The organism is Pseudomonas sp. RL_105y_Pfl2_101 (genome assembly GCF_963970585.1).
Lineage (GTDB): Bacteria > Pseudomonadota > Gammaproteobacteria > Pseudomonadales > Pseudomonadaceae > Aquipseudomonas.
In genome coordinates, this window is sequence record NZ_CAXAPG010000008.1 from 134253 (window position 1) to 151085 (window position 16833).

The 16833-nt window shown below is 61.3% G+C and carries 17 protein-coding genes; 6 read left to right on the forward strand and 11 right to left on the reverse strand.

Annotated elements, in window-relative coordinates:
• Positions 1 to 33: 33 nt before the first annotated feature.
• Both AACY31_RS12115 and AACY31_RS12120 read right to left on the reverse strand, forming a co-directional pair.
• Positions 34 to 1287, reverse strand: coding sequence for a cystathionine gamma-synthase family protein (locus AACY31_RS12115; RefSeq protein ID WP_339481567.1), 1254 nt, complete (start codon positions 1285 to 1287; stop codon positions 34 to 36).
• A 280-nt stretch (positions 1288 to 1567) separates the two neighbouring features.
• A complete protein-coding gene (locus tag AACY31_RS12120; RefSeq protein WP_339504522.1) occupies positions 1568 to 2026 on the reverse strand; it encodes a GNAT family N-acetyltransferase in 459 nt (152 codons plus the stop codon).
• A gap of 344 nt (positions 2027 to 2370) precedes the next feature.
• Between AACY31_RS12120 and AACY31_RS12125 the strand changes: the two genes are divergently transcribed.
• From AACY31_RS12125 to AACY31_RS12150, 6 genes are all read left to right on the forward strand, one after another.
• Complete coding sequence (locus tag AACY31_RS12125; protein ID WP_339481563.1) at positions 2371 to 2994, forward strand: CDP-alcohol phosphatidyltransferase family protein; 624 nt, start codon at positions 2371 to 2373, stop codon at positions 2992 to 2994.
• 11 nt (positions 2995 to 3005) lie between these two features.
• Positions 3006 to 4763: a bifunctional alpha/beta hydrolase/class I SAM-dependent methyltransferase gene (locus AACY31_RS12130; protein ID WP_339504523.1), complete on the forward strand. Its 1758-nt coding sequence runs from the start codon at positions 3006 to 3008 to the stop codon at positions 4761 to 4763.
• Entirely contained in the window at positions 4763 to 6106 is a 1344-nt protein-coding gene (locus AACY31_RS12135; protein WP_339481561.1) for a phosphatase PAP2/dual specificity phosphatase family protein, read from the forward strand. The genes AACY31_RS12130 and AACY31_RS12135 overlap by 1 nt, the downstream gene beginning before the upstream one ends.
• The gene (locus AACY31_RS12140; RefSeq protein WP_339481560.1) at positions 6096 to 6551 is read left to right on the forward strand and encodes a hypothetical protein; all 456 of its coding nucleotides are present in this window, start codon (positions 6096 to 6098) and stop codon (positions 6549 to 6551) included. Before AACY31_RS12135 ends, AACY31_RS12140 begins: the two co-directional genes overlap by 11 nt.
• A gap of 165 nt (positions 6552 to 6716) precedes the next feature.
• Complete coding sequence (locus AACY31_RS12145; protein ID WP_339481559.1) at positions 6717 to 7337, forward strand: lysophospholipid acyltransferase family protein; 621 nt, start codon at positions 6717 to 6719, stop codon at positions 7335 to 7337.
• Position 7338: 1 nt separating this feature from the next.
• On the forward strand, positions 7339 to 8271 hold the full coding sequence (locus tag AACY31_RS12150) for a phosphatidate cytidylyltransferase (RefSeq protein WP_339481557.1): 933 nt from the start codon (positions 7339 to 7341) through the stop codon (positions 8269 to 8271).
• A gap of 138 nt (positions 8272 to 8409) precedes the next feature.
• Here the strand turns inward: AACY31_RS12150 and AACY31_RS12155 are convergent, their stop codons facing one another.
• The 9 genes from AACY31_RS12155 to AACY31_RS12195 all read right to left on the reverse strand — a co-directional run bounded on the left by AACY31_RS12155 (position 8410) and on the right by AACY31_RS12195 (position 16833).
• Positions 8410 to 9567 carry a glutathionylspermidine synthase family protein gene (locus AACY31_RS12155; RefSeq protein WP_339481555.1) on the reverse strand — a complete coding sequence of 386 codons (1158 nt, stop codon included), beginning with the start codon at positions 9565 to 9567 and terminating at the stop codon, positions 8410 to 8412.
• Positions 9568 to 9579: 12 nt separating this feature from the next.
• Positions 9580 to 10281, reverse strand: a complete 702-nt coding sequence (locus AACY31_RS12160) for a DUF1190 domain-containing protein (RefSeq protein ID WP_339481554.1) — start codon at positions 10279 to 10281, stop codon at positions 9580 to 9582.
• 19 nt (positions 10282 to 10300) lie between these two features.
• Positions 10301 to 10729, reverse strand: coding sequence for a DUF350 domain-containing protein (locus AACY31_RS12165; protein WP_339481552.1), 429 nt, complete (start codon positions 10727 to 10729; stop codon positions 10301 to 10303).
• Positions 10730 to 10744: 15 nt separating this feature from the next.
• The gene (locus AACY31_RS12170) at positions 10745 to 11404 is read right to left on the reverse strand and encodes a DUF2491 family protein (RefSeq protein ID WP_339481550.1); all 660 of its coding nucleotides are present in this window, start codon (positions 11402 to 11404) and stop codon (positions 10745 to 10747) included.
• Complete coding sequence (locus AACY31_RS12175; RefSeq protein ID WP_339481549.1) at positions 11391 to 12425, reverse strand: ion channel; 1035 nt, start codon at positions 12423 to 12425, stop codon at positions 11391 to 11393. Before AACY31_RS12175 ends, AACY31_RS12170 begins: the two co-directional genes overlap by 14 nt.
• Positions 12426 to 12740: 315 nt before the next feature.
• Positions 12741 to 13439, reverse strand: coding sequence for a PspA/IM30 family protein (locus tag AACY31_RS12180; RefSeq protein WP_339481548.1), 699 nt, complete (start codon positions 13437 to 13439; stop codon positions 12741 to 12743).
• A gap of 22 nt (positions 13440 to 13461) precedes the next feature.
• Positions 13462 to 14040, reverse strand: coding sequence for a YjfI family protein (locus AACY31_RS12185; RefSeq protein WP_339481547.1), 579 nt, complete (start codon positions 14038 to 14040; stop codon positions 13462 to 13464).
• Positions 14041 to 14385: 345 nt separating this feature from the next.
• Positions 14386 to 15210 carry a YfaP family protein gene (locus tag AACY31_RS12190; RefSeq protein WP_339481545.1) on the reverse strand — a complete coding sequence of 275 codons (825 nt, stop codon included), beginning with the start codon at positions 15208 to 15210 and terminating at the stop codon, positions 14386 to 14388.
• A 3-nt stretch (positions 15211 to 15213) separates the two neighbouring features.
• Positions 15214 to 16833 (reverse strand): DUF2300 domain-containing protein, encoded by a 1620-nt coding sequence (locus AACY31_RS12195; RefSeq protein ID WP_339481543.1) that lies wholly within the window; start codon positions 16831 to 16833, stop codon positions 15214 to 15216.

The window sequence follows — 16833 nt, forward strand, 5'->3', positions numbered from 1 at the left end:
ACAGCCTTGTTATGGGGTACCAACTTTCAAACTTCAGTTTGCGGTCTCGATGTGGACTTCATTGAGGTGCGGATTGAGGGTCTTTTTGACGAAGGCGAAAGCTTGTTTCAGATCATCCAATAGATCGTCCGTGTCTTCGATGCCGACCGAAACCCGGACCAAGCCTTCAGAGATACCCAGGGCCAGACGCTCTTCCAAGGTGTTCTCGACATGGCTGGTGGTGCGGGCCGGGCCGTAGATGGTTTCCACCGCGCCCAGGTTGCCCGCGCAATGGGCAAAGCGCAGGCGTGGCAGGAGCAGCTTGACCGTGTCCATGCCGCCGACCAGGACAAAACTGACGATGGCGCCGAAGCCGGACATCTGCGCGCAGGCCACGGCGTGGTTCGGGTGGCTGGGCAAGCCCGGGTAATTGACCGCCTCCACCAGCGGTTCGGTGCAGAGGAATTCGGCCAGGGCCCGGGCGCTGTGTTGCTGCTGGCGCATGCGCAGTGCCAGGGTTTTCATGCCACGGATGATCAGGTAGGCCGAGAACGGGTCGAGGCTCGCGCCGTTGATTTCCCGATAATGCCGCACCTGAGCCATCAAGGCTTCGCTGCCACACACCAGGCCACCGAGCACGTCGCCATGACCGCTGAGGAACTTGGTCGCGCTATGAATCACCACGTCCACCCCCAAGGCCAGCGGGCTCTGGTTCAGCGGTGTGGCGAAAGTGTTGTCCGCCACGACCACGGCGCCGACACGCTTGGCCGCTGCCACCAGGCGCGGGATGTCGAGGATTTTCAGGGTGGGGTTGGTGGGGGTTTCCAGGTACAGCACCTGGCAGCCCTTGGCGATTTCACGTTCGAGGTCGTCGTGATCGAAAGTCTCGCACAAGGTCACCGCCACGCCGGTGCGCGGCAGGAACTCTTCAAAGATCTTGTTGGTGCCGCCGTAACTGTCCTTGGTCGACACCACGCGATCGCCATGGGCCAGAAAGGTGTAGAGCACACTGCTGATCGCCGCCATGCCGCTGCTGAAGGCCACGGCGGACTCGGCCATTTCCAGCTCGCGGATCTTGGCTTCGAGGGTCTCGACGGTCGGGTTGCTCATGCGGCTGTAGATAAAGCCGGGGGCCTTGCCCAAGGCGACGTCGTACCAGACGTCGATGTCGTCGTAACCGTACGCGGCACTGGCCACGATAGGGGTTTGCGTGGCGTTGTAGGGGTGCCTGACTTGCTCCCCACCCCAAACCGCCCGGGTTCCCGCGCCGGCATTATCAAGCCCTGTGCTGTCAGGTTTATTGTTCATTTGAGGCTACTCACACTGAGGGGGTGGACGTTGAGCCATCCACCGAATCTGAGGGCCAATATAGGGAAAAGCCGCGCGCCCGAGAAACGATGTTATCGGTGCCAAAGGGGTGGTTTTTTTAATGGCTGGGGGTGAAGCCGCGACGTGTAAGTCACTGATGAACCTGTGGGAGCGAGCTTGCTCGCGATGGCGGTGGGTCAGTTGCCATTGAGGGTGACTGACACTCCCATCTTCCTAATGCCCGGCCAACGCTCTGCTATCGACGAAAGAAGGCGCCACCCTATAAACACCGTGCCATCAGCCACTGCTCTTTCCCCCAAGCCTCAAAACGCTCCAACACGTCCCAACCCAGCTTGGCGTAATAATCACGTTGGCTGTGGGTGTGCAGGAACAAGGTGATGATTCCAGCCTCTCGCGCATGACGGCAGATGCCTTCGATCAACTGCGCGGCAAGCCCTCTGCGTCGAGCCTCTGAGGTGATGAACACACACGCCAGCCATGGGCCCAGCTCTGGCCGGTCAGGTAGGTCGTGGCTGGCAAGTGAAGCGCCGCCGAGCAACTGGTCGTGTTCCATGGCAATCAGGCACTTCCAGCGGCCATCGTGCTGCCCCGCAGCGAATTCCTGCTGCCAACTGGCGAGGGATTGCTGAGCGAATTCATAACTGAATTCCCGATGGAGCCACTCGGCCATCTGGTCGCATTTATCCATGTGGTTAGTGAGCCAATCCATTTGCAGCATTTGAAACACTCCTTGTTTATTTGTCTGGGTGGCAAAGCTGAAGATCTATGTGTTTGCCGCATCGCCATCGCGAGCAGGCTCGCGCCCACAGAAGTTTCGTCGCTTGATCCTTTGATTGAAACCTCACCGACTGCTCTTATGGCATCACGATTTCTATTCGTTGAAACACAAAACCTATGGGGGCGAGCTTGCTCGCTCCACATTGGCTATTTCTTGTACAGGTCATTGATTTTATGATGCCTACCCGCGCGCATTCCCGAGAAATACCCGCCTGCAAGCCCTCAACCTATCGTAATCTCGCACCTGTATAAACCCAGCCCCGCAACCGGCCGAGATCTCACCCGATGCCCTCTATCTACCAACTCAAGCCCGCCTTTCAAAACCTGCTGCGCCCCATGGTTCAACGTCTCTACAATAACGGTGTCACCGCCAACCAGGTCACGGTGCTCGCTGGCATCGTTTCGGTATTGGTCGGCGCGGTCATCGCCTGGTTTGCCAACCATCCGTGGATCTTCGTCCTGGTGCCGATCTGGATGTTCCTGCGCATGGCGTTGAATGCCGTGGACGGCATGTTGGCGCGGGAATTTGGTCAGCAATCGCATCTGGGTGCCTACCTTAATGAGCTATGCGATATCATCGCCGACGCTGCCCTGATCCTGCCTTTCGCGTTGTTTGCCGATACCAGTCTGTTGCTCGTGTTGTTGGTCACGCTGTTGGCGTTGTTCAGCGAATACGCCGGCGTGCTCGGGGCAATGGTGGGGGCCTCGCGGCGGTATGACGGGCCAATGGGCAAAAGTGATCGCGCCTTTGTGTTAGGCGTGTTGGCGACCGGTATTGCCCTGGGTTGGCTCGGGGCGGTCTGGGTAGATAGTGTGATGGCGGTGGTTGCCGCCCTGCTGGTTTATACCTTGGTCAATCGGGTCCGTCATGGCCTGGGCCAAGTGAAGGAAAACGCTCCCTCAGCATAAAGGAACTTGCAATGCGTGAAGCCCAGGAACTGACGTTCACTACCTTTGACGGCGTGGAGTTGTTCTACCGGCACTGGCCGGCTATCGACGCAGCGGCGGGTGAGCCCCGCCAGGCGGTGTTGTTGTTTCATCGTGGTCATGAACACTCCGGGCGCATTGCGCACCTGGTGGATGAACTGGACCTGCCCGGGTTCGACTTCTTTGCCTGGGACGCCCGCGGCCATGGCCAGTCGCCTGGCGAGCGGGGCGACAGCCCGAGCTTTGCCACCAGTGCGCGGGATGTGCAGACCTTCTGCGACCACATCGGCGCGGCGCATCAGATCGACGAAGCGAACATCGCCGTGGTCGCACAAAGTGTCGGCGCGGTGATCGCGTCCACCTGGGTCCACGACTACGCGCCGCGCATTCGCTCGCTGGTGCTGGCGTCGCCGGCGTTCAAGGTCAAGCTCTACGTGCCGTTCGCCCGTCCGGGCCTGGCGCTGATGCGCAAGTTGCGTGGCAATTTCTTCGTCAACAGCTACGTCAAGGCAAAATTCCTCAGCCATGACCCGGAACGGGTGGCGTCCTACGACAGCGATCCGTTGATCACCAAGGCCATTTCGGTGAACGTGCTGCTGGGCCTGTACGAAGCCGCCGACCGCGTGGTGGCCGACGCCCAGGCGATCCAGGTGCCGACGCAGTTGTTGATCTCCGGCTCGGACTTTGTCGTGCACCGCAAACCCCAGGAGCAGTTCTTCGAGCGCCTGGGCAGCCTGCACAAGGAGAAGCACATCCTGCCGGGGTTCTTCCACGACACCCTCGGCGAGAAAAACCGTGCGCCGGCCATTGCCAGTGCCCGCCGCTTCATCCTGCAGAACGTTGCCCGACCGCTGGACCGCCCTTCCCTGCTGGACGCCGACCGCCTGGGCGCGACCTGCGCCGAAGCCGAAACCCTGGCCACACCGCTGCCGCACAACTCGCTGCGCGACTTCTATTGGCGCATGACCCGCGCCAGCATGCGCTTTGGCAGCAAATTGTCGGCTGGGGTGAAGCTGGGCTTCGACACCGGGTTCGACTCCGGCAGTACCCTGGATTACGTCTACCGCAACCGCCCCACCGGCACCTCGGCGCTGGGCAGGATGATTGACCAGAACTACCTGAACTCCATCGGCTGGCGCGGCATTCGCCAGCGTAAGGTGCACGTCGAGGAGCTGCTGCGCCTGGCGATGGCCGAGTTGCGCGCGCAAGACCGCGAGGTGCGCATTGTCGACATCGCCGCCGGCCATGGCCGCTACATTCTCGAAGCGCTGCAAGGCGTCAGCCCGTTGCCCGAGTCGATCCTGCTGCGCGACTACAGCGACATCAACGTGCGCGACGGCAGTGCACTGATCGTGGAAAAAGGCTTGGGCGACATCGCCCGATTCGTCAAAGGTGATGCCTTCGACCGCGCGGATCTGGCGGCGCTGGAACCGAAACCAACCCTCGCCGTGGTGTCGGGCCTGTACGAGCTGTTTGCCGACAACCAACTGGTCGGCGGCTCCCTCGCCGGCCTGGCTGAAGCCGTGGAGCCTGGCGGTTTCCTGGTCTACACCGGCCAGCCGTGGCACCCGCAACTGGAACTGATCGCCCGCGCCCTCACCAGCCACCGTGCCGGTCAGGCCTGGGTGATGCGTCGACGCACCCAGGCGGAGATGGATCAATTGGTTGAGGCGGCGGGCTTTCGCAAAATCACCCTGCGGGTCGATGAATGGGGCATTTTCAGCGTTTCGCTGGCCCTGCGAGTGCACTAATGAGCGCCATCATCGCGCCGCCCCGCGAACCCGCACTGCTGAAACCGGCGGTGCTGTGGCTGCTATTGCTGGCGCCGCTGTTCTTCACCACTTACGGCTTCGCCACCTGGGTCACGTCCCAGCGTGACGACGTTGGCACGCTGGTGTTCGCCTGGGAACGCCACATGCCGTTCATGGCCTGGACCATCGTGCCTTACTGGTCGATTGATCTGCTGTACGGCCTGTCCTTACTGTTGCCCAGCAGCCGCAAAGAGCTCAAGCGCCACGCCTTGCGCCTGCTCACCGCCCAGGCGATTGCGGTCAGTTGCTTTTTGCTCTGGCCGTTGCGCTTTACCTTTCCCCGGCCGGAAATGGATGGGGTGTTCGGTTGGTTGTTCGAGGTGTTGGCGGGGTTCGACAAGCCGTTCAACCAGGCGCCGTCGCTGCATATCGCGTTGCTGGTGGTGCTGTGGGTCTGTTATCAGCGGCACCTGCAGGGTTTCTGGCGCTGGGCGATGCACGGTTGGTTCGCATTGATCGGCCTGTCGGTGCTGACCACTTATCAACATCACTTCATTGACTTGCCCACCGGTGCATTGGCCGGTTGGTTGTGTGTCTGGTTGTGGCCGCTGGACCGACCGAGTCCGCTGCTGAGGGCGCGTCTGGCGACGGATCCTGCTCGCCGACGATTGGCGCTGCGTTATGGCTTGGGCGCGGCGATGTTGTTCATCCCGGTGTTTGCCTTGGGCGGCACGTGGCTCTGGCTGATCTGGCCGGCGGTGGCGATGCTCATGGTGGCGCTCAATTACCTGATCTTCGGTGCCGACGGTTTCCAGAAGCGTGCCGATGGCCGCTTGAGTCCGGCGGCGCGTTGGTTGCTGGCCCCTTACCTGGCGGCGGCGTGGATCAATTCACGCGGCTGGACGCGCAAGCATCCGCAGCCGGACCAGGTAGCGGATAACGTCTGGCTGGGGCGCATCCCTACGCCGTTGGAGCTCAAGGACAGCGCGTTTACCGGGGTACTCGACCTCTGCGCGGAATTGTCCATGGACAGCACGGGCGTCGCCTATCGTTCATTGCCGGTGCTTGATCTGACAGCACCGACCGCCGAGCAATGCCTGAACGCGGCAGAGGCCATCGAGAACCTGCGCCAGCACGGGCCGGTGCTGGTCTGCTGCGCCCTGGGTTATTCGCGCAGCGCCACGGCGGTGGTTGCCTGGTTGCTGCACAGCGGCCGGGCAGCGAGCGTTGATGCGGCGATCGTGCAAATCCAGCGCGCTCGACCGCGTATCGTCTTGCACGCGGCGCACCGTCGGGCGCTGGAACAGTTATCCACAGCACAGGGGAATGTCCATGATCACTGATATGGAGCTTCACACCGTGGCGAGCCTGTTGCGCCGGGGTCATTCGTTGGATCAGTTGTCCACCGGGCTGACACTGCTGGCGGCGCTGTTGGGGTTGGGGCAGTGGCTGGTGGGCGTCATTGATCCGTGGTTGCTGCTGCTGAGCGTCGCACTGATCGTCCTCGGTGCGCTGGAAAAATACTGGGCGTTACGCGTGGCATTTGATGCCGATCTGTTTCAGCGCATGGCTGACAGTAGCCAATCCCTGGCCGAGCGCACCTACTCCCTGGACCAAGCCCTCACTTCGCTGGGCCTGCAACCGGCCGAACGTGCAGGCCGTCTCTGGACCGAACGCCGGCACGGCGCGTTGTTGCTGCTGCGTCGGCAATCGCGGTTGCTGGCCGTACAAGTTGTCTTGACGCTGGGCTTCATCCTGGCCAGTCCCTGGTTAGCTTCAGGTATGTAGGAGCTGGCGAAGCCTGCGATCTTTTGATCTTGATCTTTTGCTCTCGACTCAATGGGCTGTGGAAAGATCGCAGCCTCGCTTCGCTCGACAGCTCCTACAAGAGCCCAGCGGGAGCAAGCTCCCTCGCCACCGTCATGCTTATGTTTCTCAGGACAAGGAATCCTCATGTTCGAACCCGTGGTCGCCAACCTCATCACCTCCGCCGCTCGCATGGTCACGGGCGCTCGCAGCCTGTGGCTCGGCTGCGCGCCGACGCCGGTGCAGCGGATCTACTTCGCCAACCACAGCAGCCACGGTGACTTCGTGTTGCTCTGGGCCTCGCTGCCGCCGGCGCTGCGCAAGCTCACCCGCCCGGTCGCGGGGGCCGACTATTGGCAAACCAGCCCGGTGCGTCGCTACATCATCAACCGGGTGTTCAACGGCGTGCTGGTGGACCGCGAGCGCAAGGATCCATCCTACAGCCCATTGCAGCCGATGCTCGATGCACTGGAAAACGGCGATTCGCTGATCATTTTCCCGGAAGGCACGCGCAATCCGGAGGAAGGCCTGTTGCCCTTCAAGAGCGGGATCTATCACTTGATGAAAAAACACCCTGAGGTCGAGGTGATCCCGGTGTGGATCGCCAACCTCAACCGCGTCATGCCCAAAGGTCGAATGCTGCCTCTGCCGCTGTTATGCACCACCAGTTTCGGCGCGCCGCTGTGCATCGAAGAAGGTGAAAGCAAAGAGCAATTTCTCGAACGCAGCCGCGCCGCGCTGCTAGCACTGGCCCCGGAGCACGTCTGACATGGATCGATATACCCTGATGTTGTTTAGCGGGATCGGCGCGATTCTAGTGCTGGCTTCGTTGATCGGTTTCATTCTCAGGCTGCGGACCAAAGGCGCGCCGAACTCCGTCATCGACAACCTCAATGCGCGGATCAATGCCTGGTGGATCATGGTGCTGGTGATCGGCATCGCGTTCTGGCTCGGCAACGCGGCGGTGATCCTGTTGTTCTACGCGGTGTCGTTCTACGCCCTGCGGGAATTCCTGACCCTGACACCGACCCGTCGCAGTGATTACCCAGCCCTGGTGGCGGCGTTCTACCTGGCGCTGCCGCTGCAATACCTGTTGATCTACTACGACTGGTACGGGCTGTTTTCGATCTTTATCCCGGTGTATGTGTTCCTGCTGCTACCGATCCTGGCGTCCCTGGGCGGCGACAGTACGCACTTCCTGGAGCGCGCGTCCAAGGTCCAGTGGGGGCTGATGATCGCGGTATTCTGCATCTCCTTCGTCCCGGCCCTGCTGACACTGGACATCGCCGGTTTCGAAGGGCGCAACCTGTTGCTGATCGCGTACCTGGTGATCGTGGTGCAGCTCTCGGATGTGTTGCAGTACGTTTGCGGCAAGCTGTTCGGCAAACACAAGATCGCGCCGAACCTGTCGCCCTCCAAGACCGTGGAGGGGTTTGTCGGCGGCATTTTCCTGGCCTCGCTGATCGGTGGCGCGCTGTGGTGGATCACGCCGTTCAATCCCTGGCAGTCGTTCCTCATCGCCTTGCTGATCAACTTGCTGGGGTTTGCTGGCGGCATCGTCATGTCGGCGATCAAACGCGACCGCGGCGTCAAGGACTGGGGCCACATGATCGAAGGCCACGGCGGCATGCTCGACCGGTTGGACTCGGTGTGTTTCGCGGCGCCGATCTTCTTTCATTTGGTGCGGTACTGGTGGACCTGAGAAAGCCTGTGGCGAACACCTAAACTGTGGGAGCGAGCCTGCTCGCGATAGGGACATGTCAGTCAACATCCATGCTGGCTGATCTACCGCTATCGCGAGCAGGCTCGCTCCCACAGGGGTTTGGGTGTGGAGGGAGAATCAATCGAGGATCAGGTGCGGCAGAAACCGGCTTGAATCCTTGGTAATCAGGCTGTTGTCTTCCCGCACGCCAATGCCGGCAGCCTGGTCGCCGATGACCCAGGAACCGATCAGCGTGTAGCTGTCGTCGAACTTCGGCAGCGGCGCGAACTCCTGGAGGATGAACGGTGCGTCGGTGTACGGGCCGTCTTCCTTCACGATCAGGCCATCAGCGGTCTGCAGCTCGATGTTGGCGCCTTCGCGGGAAAAGAACGGCTTGCGCACCCAGCCCTTGGGCACCGCTTTGCTCGTGTCGGTATCCAGATGGGCCGCGAGCAGGTTCGGGTGGCCTTGGTTGAACGCCCACAACAGCGGCAGGATGCCCTTGTTCGAGATGATCGACTTCCAGGCCGGCTCGAAAAACTGCGTATCACACTCGGCAATCGCGGCGCCAAATGGCTCGTGGAAGATGAACTCCCAGGCATGCAGCTTGAACAGGTGAGGAATCCAGCGCTCCTCCAGGTCGACAAAACGCCCATCACTGTTGAGGCCGATGTCTTCGAGATCGATGTGCCGCGATTCAATGCCGACTTTTTCCGCAATCAAGCGCAAGTAGTCTGTGGTGCCCTTGTCTTCCACCGAGCCTTTCATCGAGGCGAAATAAAACGGCTCTTTGAGCTGCAACTGGGCAAAGGCCTGATGCAACTTGGTGTCGATGCTGTTGAACTGGTCGGCATGGGCCGGTAGCACACCACGCTCGATGCATTGCTCCAGCCAGCCCCACTGGAACGCCGCCGCCTCGTAGAGGCTGGTCGGCGTGTCGTAGTTGAGTTCCAACAGCTTGGCGGGGCCGCTGCCGTTGTAGGAGAAATCCATGCGCCCATACAGGTGCGGGTGGCCTTCGAGCCATGAAGTGCGCACCAGGTCAAAGAACGGCGCGGGAATGCTCAGGCGTTCCAGCAACTCTTCGCTCTGGACCACGCGGGCCACGAGGTCCATGCACATCTCATGGATCTCGGTGGTCGGGTCTTCCAGATCCTCCTCGATCTGCTTGAGGGTGAACTGGTAGTACGCGCTTTCGTCCCAATAGGGTTCGCCGTCGATGGTGTGGAACAGAAAGCCGAGCTGCTCGGCGGTCTGTTTCCAGTCATGCCGTTCTGCGCAATGGATCTTCTTCATGGCCCTCGTTCCTCAGCCGCCGAAGCTGCTCGAACCGCCCCAACCGCTGCGGGCGCTGGCCTTGCTGCCGAAACCACCGCGAGAGGTGGAGGACGAGACGGACATCGGCTTGCTGCTCTTGATGGAGTCGGTGTAGCTGCCGTACCGCGCCTGCTTGGACTTGGTAAAGGTCGAGCCCCTGGCAACCCGCTGGCTGAGCGTCGAGGAGCCATAGCCACCGCGATCGTCGCGGTAACGGTAGACCGGCTCCGAGTAATAGCTGTTGCGGTTGCCGCTCAACATATTGCCGATCAGCATGCCGGTCAGCAGGTTGCCGAAGCCTGAACCACCGACGTTCGCTTCCGAAGCCGGCAGTTGCGCCCGGGCGGCGTCGACCTGGGATTGCGTGACCTCGCCATCGGCGCTCAGCTCAAAACCGCCCAGCTTGGGGATGAACTGACCGGACGAGTCCTGCTGGCACCAATCGGGGACAAAGTCGGCATCGCAATCAGCCTGGCTGACGTACGTCGGCGCAACGCGACGATGCTCGGCCATGGCGGTCATGTAGGCGTCGGCGCAAATGTCCACCGGCAGTTTTTCATCGACACATTGCTGGACGGATTGGAAGTTGTACTTCTTCTGCAACTTGTAGGTTTTTTCCGTTGGCCCGCAGCCGGATATCGCCAGGGCGACCGACGCGGCCAGCGAAAGCTGAACGTACTTGCTTCGTTTCATCGGGTTCTCCGTGGCGCAATCAGTTCGAGGAAGGCGTCATGCACGCGGCGTTCAACATGCCGACGCTGATGGCCACGGCAGCGATGTAGATACCGGCGGCGATTTCACCGTTCTTGATGCGCGCGGAAGCGCCCTTGAGCACCAGGCTGGTCACCAGGAACGCCAACAACTGGACGACAGCGGCGATCACCGCCCAGACAACGAAGTCCAGCATGCTGATCGAGTAGGCAATCACGTTGCTGGCCGGGATGGCGAAACCGATGACAGCGCCGCCCAGGGCGATGGCCGCCGCCACGTTGCCCGAGCGAATCAGTTCGAACTCTTTGTGCGGCGTGACGCGGGTGTAGATGAACTGGAACAGCGCGAACAGCACGGCGGCGCCAAGAATGTACATGACAAAGCCAAGCACGGCGGCTTTGTTCAGGGAAATGGAGAGTGCTTCAAGCATGGACTTCTTCCTTATTCAAAAAGTGTTCAGGTCAGTGATGTACAGCGAAATGCCCAGCGAAGTGCTCAGGGCGACGGCGCCTTCTGCGTCCTCTTCGACGGAGAACAGCAGGAACTCCCGGCGATCCGTCAGACCGGTGTCGCGGGCGTACAGCATCGAACGGTGCTCGACGCTGTAGGACTCATCCGGATTGCTCACGCGCTCGCTCAACGCCACCAATTCTGTCTGGCCAGCCTCGGTGCCCCATTCGCGGGTGTACTCGACGCCGTTGTGGGTGTAGGTCGGCAGGCCGATCAGGCTTTCAGGGCCAGCCAGACGCCGCAATTGCGCTTCACTGTTGATCGTGACGTAGCTGAGGTAGTTGAACAGGATCACCGACTCGACCTGCCCGGCGATATCGCCGCTGGTGTGCACTTGCAGCCAGTAGTCTTCATCGTTCATGTAGCAGCGCGACAGCCAGTTCGACTGCCCGAGGTCGACGACGCCCAGGCTCCAGATCTGTTGGGAACCCGGGATGACCACGGCGCTGTTGCCGTCGAGCAACAACTTGAGCGTGGCGTCGAACATGATCTGCTTGCCGGAGGCCAGGCCCAGGGGCCCGGTGATGGGCGCGCCATGGCTGGCGGTGTTCGCGTTCGGGGCTTCAAGCCCCATCAACCGTTTAAACCACCCCATGGGAAATTTCCTTGAGACGCGCGGAGGCGATGTAGAAGAGTTCGCCGCCCACGACGCGCGTAGCGCCGGGCGGGTTGATCGACGGTTGTTGGGCACCTTTGGCGCGGTAGCCGATCAGCGTAGCGTTGTGCTGTTCTTTCATCCGTGCGTACAGGTCGCCGAACGTTGCTTCAAATGCCTCGGGCAGCTTCATCAGGTACTGGGTGGCGCCTTGACCGACGCAGAGTAATTCATTGATGACCACTGACGAGCCCGGGTCCTGGGAGGCGCGCACCAGCATTTCGATGGCCATGCTGGAGGTGCATTCCAGGCTGGGAGCGTAAGCGCTGGCCAGGGCGGCGATTTCGCTGTCATTGAAGTGCGCGACCACATGCCCGACCGGCCCCAATTGATTGACCGCCAGCACTGTGGCCAGGGTCAGGTCGTCGGAATGGGTTCGCACCAGCACACGCTCGGCGCCAGGCACGCCAGCACGCTGCAACAGCGCGACGGCGGACAGGCTGTCGCCCTTGATGAACGATGCCTTGCCGGGCATGGGGTTTTCTTCGAGATCGCAATCGCAGATGACGATCAGGTTGTCATTGGAGGTTTCGTCCTGCAGCAGCAACTCAATGACCCGTTCGCTGGGGGCGCCCTCCCAGCCAATGAGAACCGTGTGGCCGACCTTGCCGGTGAAATCGCCTTTGCCCTTCATGCCTTTTCTCCATACATCGATGACGCTGCTGGTGGTTTTGCCGATGACCGTCGTCAACAGGGCAATGCCCCCGAGCATGATCCAGGTCGCCACGAAAATTCGCCCAGCGGATGTCTGTGGCAACAGATCGCCATAGCCGACGGTGAGCGTGGTGGTGAGATAGAAGTAGATAAACGTGGCGGCGCTGATGAGGTGTTGCTCGCCCAGCAGCACCAGGCCGATCCAGGCCGTGGCCAGGTGCACGCCCAACGCGATGCTCAGGCCCGCCCAGCCGAACCGATGGAAAAAGGACGCCGCGTACGTGCGCAACAATAGGAAAATCGACATTTCGTCCCTGACTCTGTGGGGTTTGGTTCCTGGCGGGATCATCGCTCTGGCGCCTGAGGGCTCGAGCGTAGTGGCCGGATAGCATTAAACCTGTTGCGGGGTTTGGATAAAAGTACCTGTACCACAATTAAATCCGTGGCGTGTCGGACACGGGTGCTCCCGCTGGGTCGTAAGCGCTGTGTAGGAGTTGTCGAGCGCAGCGAGGCTGCGATCTTTCCCCAGACACTTGAATTTCAAGCGAAAGATCAAAAGATCGCAGGCTTCGCCAGCGCTTACACGTTCAGCGGGAGCACGGGTTCGGTGTGCGCGTACCGATCACTCAGCCGATTTTTTCTTCAGGCGCTCCAGGATCGAATTGGCGCTGCCTTCGTTCGACGTGATGCCGGCGTCGCGCAGTTTGCGCTCCAGGTCGGAGCCGGTCGAAGCCTCGGCCAGTTCGTCCTGGGCTTGCAGCTCAGCGGCACGTTGCTGTTGCTTGGCCTGCAGGCGGTTGAGCGTACCGACGGCGGTTTCCAGCTTGCCATTGGCGCCGCCGCTGGCGATCGAAGCACTGACCTGGGCCTTCTGCACGCTTTCACGGGCCTTGGCCATGTCCACTTGCTGACGCAGGCTTTTGATCCGGCTTTCGGCCTTGGTGATGTCTTTGCGCATGTTGTCCGCGTAACCGCCGAATTCGGTCGCGTGCTTCTGCTCGGCGTCCAGTTCGTTGGTCAGGGTCGAAATAGCTTCGGCCACTTCCAGTGCCAGGTCTTCGCGGTTGGCCTGGATCGCGGCCAGGGCCTTGGCTTCCAGGTCGTTGATCTTGGCGTTGTATTCGCCGACGCGATCAGTCGCCAGCTTGTGCTTGGCCATGATGGTGACCAGCTCACGCTTGGCGTTGGCCAGCGCGCTGTCGGCATCGCGAATTTCCTGGTCAAGGATACGCAGGGCCTGTTGGTCGACGATCGATTCGCCGACTTCGTTGGCACCGCCACGCAGTGCGGTGAACAACTTGCTCCAGATGGACTGAGTCATTGGATGGCTCCTATTCGGCGAATTAAATGAAAAAGCGTTCGAAGGCTTCGCTGGCGCGCTGGACGTTGTCGACGAGGGTTTTGACCTCGGTGACGACGTTGGTCAGGCTAGAGTCGGAGGCCAACGCACCGAACATGTTGTAGACGACCTGTCCGTTGGGCATGGTCTCGATGCCGATGGAAGACAGCGGGAACATCTCCCGGCTGCGCAGCACGGCGTCATTGAATGCCGCGACGTCGTTGATCGACTCGACGTCCACCAGGACGGTATCGACGATGATCTGGTCGCCCACCACTGCGATGTAGATCGGCAAGCCACCGAAGTCATTCATTTCCAGCTTGATGCTGGACTCGGAGCCTTGAACGAGAGAGAGAGTGATGTCGTTCGCGACCACTTCCAGGGCCTGAAGGGCGCTGTAGAGGCGATCGATGTTCCAGTTGTTACCTGCGCTCATGTAATCCTCCGACATGAATGAGCCAGCCAGAATCGGTTGGCGTAGCTGTTTCTCCATTTGCTTGAGCAGGCTTCGGTTTTCGGGAAGCACCCAAGTCTCGTGTTTCACATACCCGGCGGCACTCAGGCCCGCGCGCATCTGCTTCATGTAGAAGCTCGACGGTTTTTTCGCGGAGGGTTTGGCGCGCTCTCCCGTGCGGCTCGCTGAATCGGTCACAGACCCGTCTGGCGGATCTGATGGAGAGCTGGTTGGCATGGTACTGACCCCACTGTGAAAAACTCACGCGTGAGAAACACTACAGGTAACTTCTGGACCTCACAATAGCTCACGCGTGAGATTTTTTGTCACAAATACTCCCAAGAAACACACCGTAGGCGCTGTCGAGTGCAACGAGGCTGCGATTTTTCCCCAGACACTTGAGTCTCAAGCGAAAGATCAAAAGATCGCAGCCTGCGGCAGCGCCTACACAAGCCCAGCGGGAGCAAGGGTTGCTTACGGATAGCTGAAGCTTTTAACCAACGTCAGCTCGCCCACCGCCCTCATCGGCACGACGAAGGTTTCCATCTTCTCGTTCGGCGTGCCTTCTTCGGTGATCACGGTGACTTTCGCGGTGGTCAGCGCTTGCTGTGCCTGCTCGCCACCGCCCTCGCTGCCTTCTTCACTGCGATAACCGCCACCGTAGTAGTTCACGTACACCAGGTACTGGCCTTTGATCGGCGCGGGCATGGCGAAGATTTCCGGGCCGTAGCCGGTGGTGACGTCGACGTCGAGGGCGCCGCCGTTGGCGACTGCACGGTCGCCATACCAGATGTGGGCGCCATCGGGCGTGACCAAGTGCAAGTCCAGGTCCGTGCCGTCGCTGTCCCAGGTCAGCAACACCCGCAGCTTGGCCGGTGTGGCGCCGCCGCTGGTGTTGAGAAATTGTGTGCGGTGGCGCTGCTGGCCATCGGCACTGCGTACTTCAACGCTGTTGCTGCCGTTGGGGAACGAGAATGGCCGGTCGAAGCGACCTTCCTCATCCAGCTTGAGCGGCAGGCTGACACCGTTGACGATCAGTTGGCCTGGCGCGTTGCTGCCTTTGGGCGCACCTTTGATCTGTCCAGTAATGCGCGCGGTACTGGCTTGACCCGCAGGCGTGTTGACCGACGAAGCCGGGTAGTTGACGGTCTGGCTGAAACTTTCGCCTTCACCGCCCGGCGCACCGCTGCGCCAGCCGCCGATCGGCGTGTCGAGCTTGAGGGCGTCGGCGGCCACGGCCGGTGGCAACGCGGTCAGGGCGCAGAGCAACAGCAAGACCTGTGGATAACGGAGTGTCATGGTCTATTCCAGCAAGAGGTGACGGGCAAGCCCTTCGATATAGGTTTCGTCCTGGCCGTTGGGATGAGCTTCGAAGGCCAGGTGCAAATATTCATGCGTCAGGTCGAGACGATCCTGCAGCGACCGCACGCCGCGCACATAGATGCGCTGGCGCTCGCGGTCGACATAAGGCCGGCCAAAGGCAACGCGGCAGACGGCGAAAGTGCTGATTTCGTTGTAGCCCACTTCTCTTTCCAGCCGTTCACGCCAGCCCCGGCGCTGCTTCAGCAACCAGTTCTGGGCGGCGGGCAGCGCTTCGCAGGATGCCACCGGGTTGTCCCAGCGGCTGAGGCTGGCACGTGGGTAGGCATGCAGCAGGATGGCGTCGTAGCGTTGGCCGGCGTTGGCTTGTTCCACTGCTTGCGCCCAGGACAGTTTGTCCGGGCCAGACTGGTCGGAGTGGTAGGTGACATCGGCGCCGGCCAGGACCAGGTCGCTGGTCCAGGCGGCAATGGCGCGGGTTTGCGGTGTCGCCGGGCGTGGCGCGACACGCTGACGATGACTGCTGTCGTCGATGCTCAGGCAATCACCGCTGCGTTGGGCGTTCTGCAGCAAATAGGTGCGGATCGCCACAGCCAATGCCTTGGCCGCTTCGGCAGGCTCGGCCTTGGCTTCGCGCTGCAAGACCCGGGCGACGTATTCCTCCCGATCCAGGCGCGCCACCAGCTTGCCGGACATCAGGAACAGCTCGCCATCGCTGTGGATATCCAGTTGGTTGCCATTCGTGAACTCGACGCGGTAATCACCGCGCAGTTGACCCGGCGTGGCAGGCCGGTCATCGGTCATCACCCGTTGCAACGGATAACGGGCAAACAGGCCGACTTCCACGCAACGCCCGGTTTGCGCCGGCCAGCGAGACGGCAATGCCGTCGCCAAACCTTCGCCGTAGACCTTCAGGACCTGTTGGCTGGTACCGCGACCACCCGCCCACACCGGGGTGCCATCGGCTAACCAACCGGCGAAACCGCCCTGTCGGGAGGAAGGCCCCTGGTCACCCAGCCAGCTCCAGGTCTTGACCCGCAGGCGACTGCCCAACTCGCCGACCAGCCGCCCGTCCGCCGCGCTGAGCACTACATCCAGCAGCACCCGCCGGGCCTGGTCCTGGGCCGGCAGCGTGGCCAGGGCCTTGAGCAATTGCCCGACGGGCACTGGCGTCTGGGGTTGCAAGGCCGGCAGATCCAACAACCAGGCCGGCGCCTGACGGGCCTGCCAGTAATCGCGCCAGGTCGAGGCCGACAGCCCGAGCCGCTGCGGCTCGAAGTACAGGCCGCAGGACTTCACCAGTGCCTGGTCACGACCGATGCGCTGCCCGGCGTTGCAGCAATAGACTTCTTCCTTCGATTCGCCGCGGCACTCATAGACCGGCTCGCGAGCGTCGGTGTCCACCAGCCAGGCGTAGACAAACAGCTTCCACAGACTGCCCAGTGGCGCCTGCAAGGTGTCGGGCAGCGGCTGGCGATCCAGCACCCGGGTCTGGCTCACTTGCAGCAATTGACCGTCGAAGGCCAGGCGTAACGGCTCGTCCTGCGCTGTTGCCAGCGCAGGGATCAAGCACAACAGCCACCCAACCAGCCGCCAACGCAT

Coding starts and splice junctions, on each gene's coding strand:
- AACY31_RS12115 (WP_339481567.1), bottom strand. CDS start 1,287: ATGAACAATAAACCTGACAGCACAGGGCTTGATAATGCCGGCGCGGGA.
- AACY31_RS12120 (WP_339504522.1), bottom strand. CDS start 2,026: ATGCTGCAAATGGATTGGCTCACTAACCACATGGATAAATGCGACCAG.
- AACY31_RS12125 (WP_339481563.1), top strand. CDS start 2,371: ATGCCCTCTATCTACCAACTCAAGCCCGCCTTTCAAAACCTGCTGCGC.
- AACY31_RS12130 (WP_339504523.1), top strand. CDS start 3,006: ATGCGTGAAGCCCAGGAACTGACGTTCACTACCTTTGACGGCGTGGAG.
- AACY31_RS12135 (WP_339481561.1), top strand. CDS start 4,763: ATGAGCGCCATCATCGCGCCGCCCCGCGAACCCGCACTGCTGAAACCG.
- AACY31_RS12140 (WP_339481560.1), top strand. CDS start 6,096: ATGATCACTGATATGGAGCTTCACACCGTGGCGAGCCTGTTGCGCCGG.
- AACY31_RS12145 (WP_339481559.1), top strand. CDS start 6,717: ATGTTCGAACCCGTGGTCGCCAACCTCATCACCTCCGCCGCTCGCATG.
- AACY31_RS12150 (WP_339481557.1), top strand. CDS start 7,339: ATGGATCGATATACCCTGATGTTGTTTAGCGGGATCGGCGCGATTCTA.
- AACY31_RS12155 (WP_339481555.1), bottom strand. CDS start 9,567: ATGAAGAAGATCCATTGCGCAGAACGGCATGACTGGAAACAGACCGCC.
- AACY31_RS12160 (WP_339481554.1), bottom strand. CDS start 10,281: ATGAAACGAAGCAAGTACGTTCAGCTTTCGCTGGCCGCGTCGGTCGCC.
- AACY31_RS12165 (WP_339481552.1), bottom strand. CDS start 10,729: ATGCTTGAAGCACTCTCCATTTCCCTGAACAAAGCCGCCGTGCTTGGC.
- AACY31_RS12170 (WP_339481550.1), bottom strand. CDS start 11,404: ATGGGGTGGTTTAAACGGTTGATGGGGCTTGAAGCCCCGAACGCGAAC.
- AACY31_RS12175 (WP_339481549.1), bottom strand. CDS start 12,425: ATGTCGATTTTCCTATTGTTGCGCACGTACGCGGCGTCCTTTTTCCAT.
- AACY31_RS12180 (WP_339481548.1), bottom strand. CDS start 13,439: ATGACTCAGTCCATCTGGAGCAAGTTGTTCACCGCACTGCGTGGCGGT.
- AACY31_RS12185 (WP_339481547.1), bottom strand. CDS start 14,040: ATGAAGCAGATGCGCGCGGGCCTGAGTGCCGCCGGGTATGTGAAACAC.
- AACY31_RS12190 (WP_339481545.1), bottom strand. CDS start 15,210: ATGACACTCCGTTATCCACAGGTCTTGCTGTTGCTCTGCGCCCTGACC.
- AACY31_RS12195 (WP_339481543.1), bottom strand. CDS start 16,833: ATGCGTTGGCGGCTGGTTGGGTGGCTGTTGTGCTTGATCCCTGCGCTG.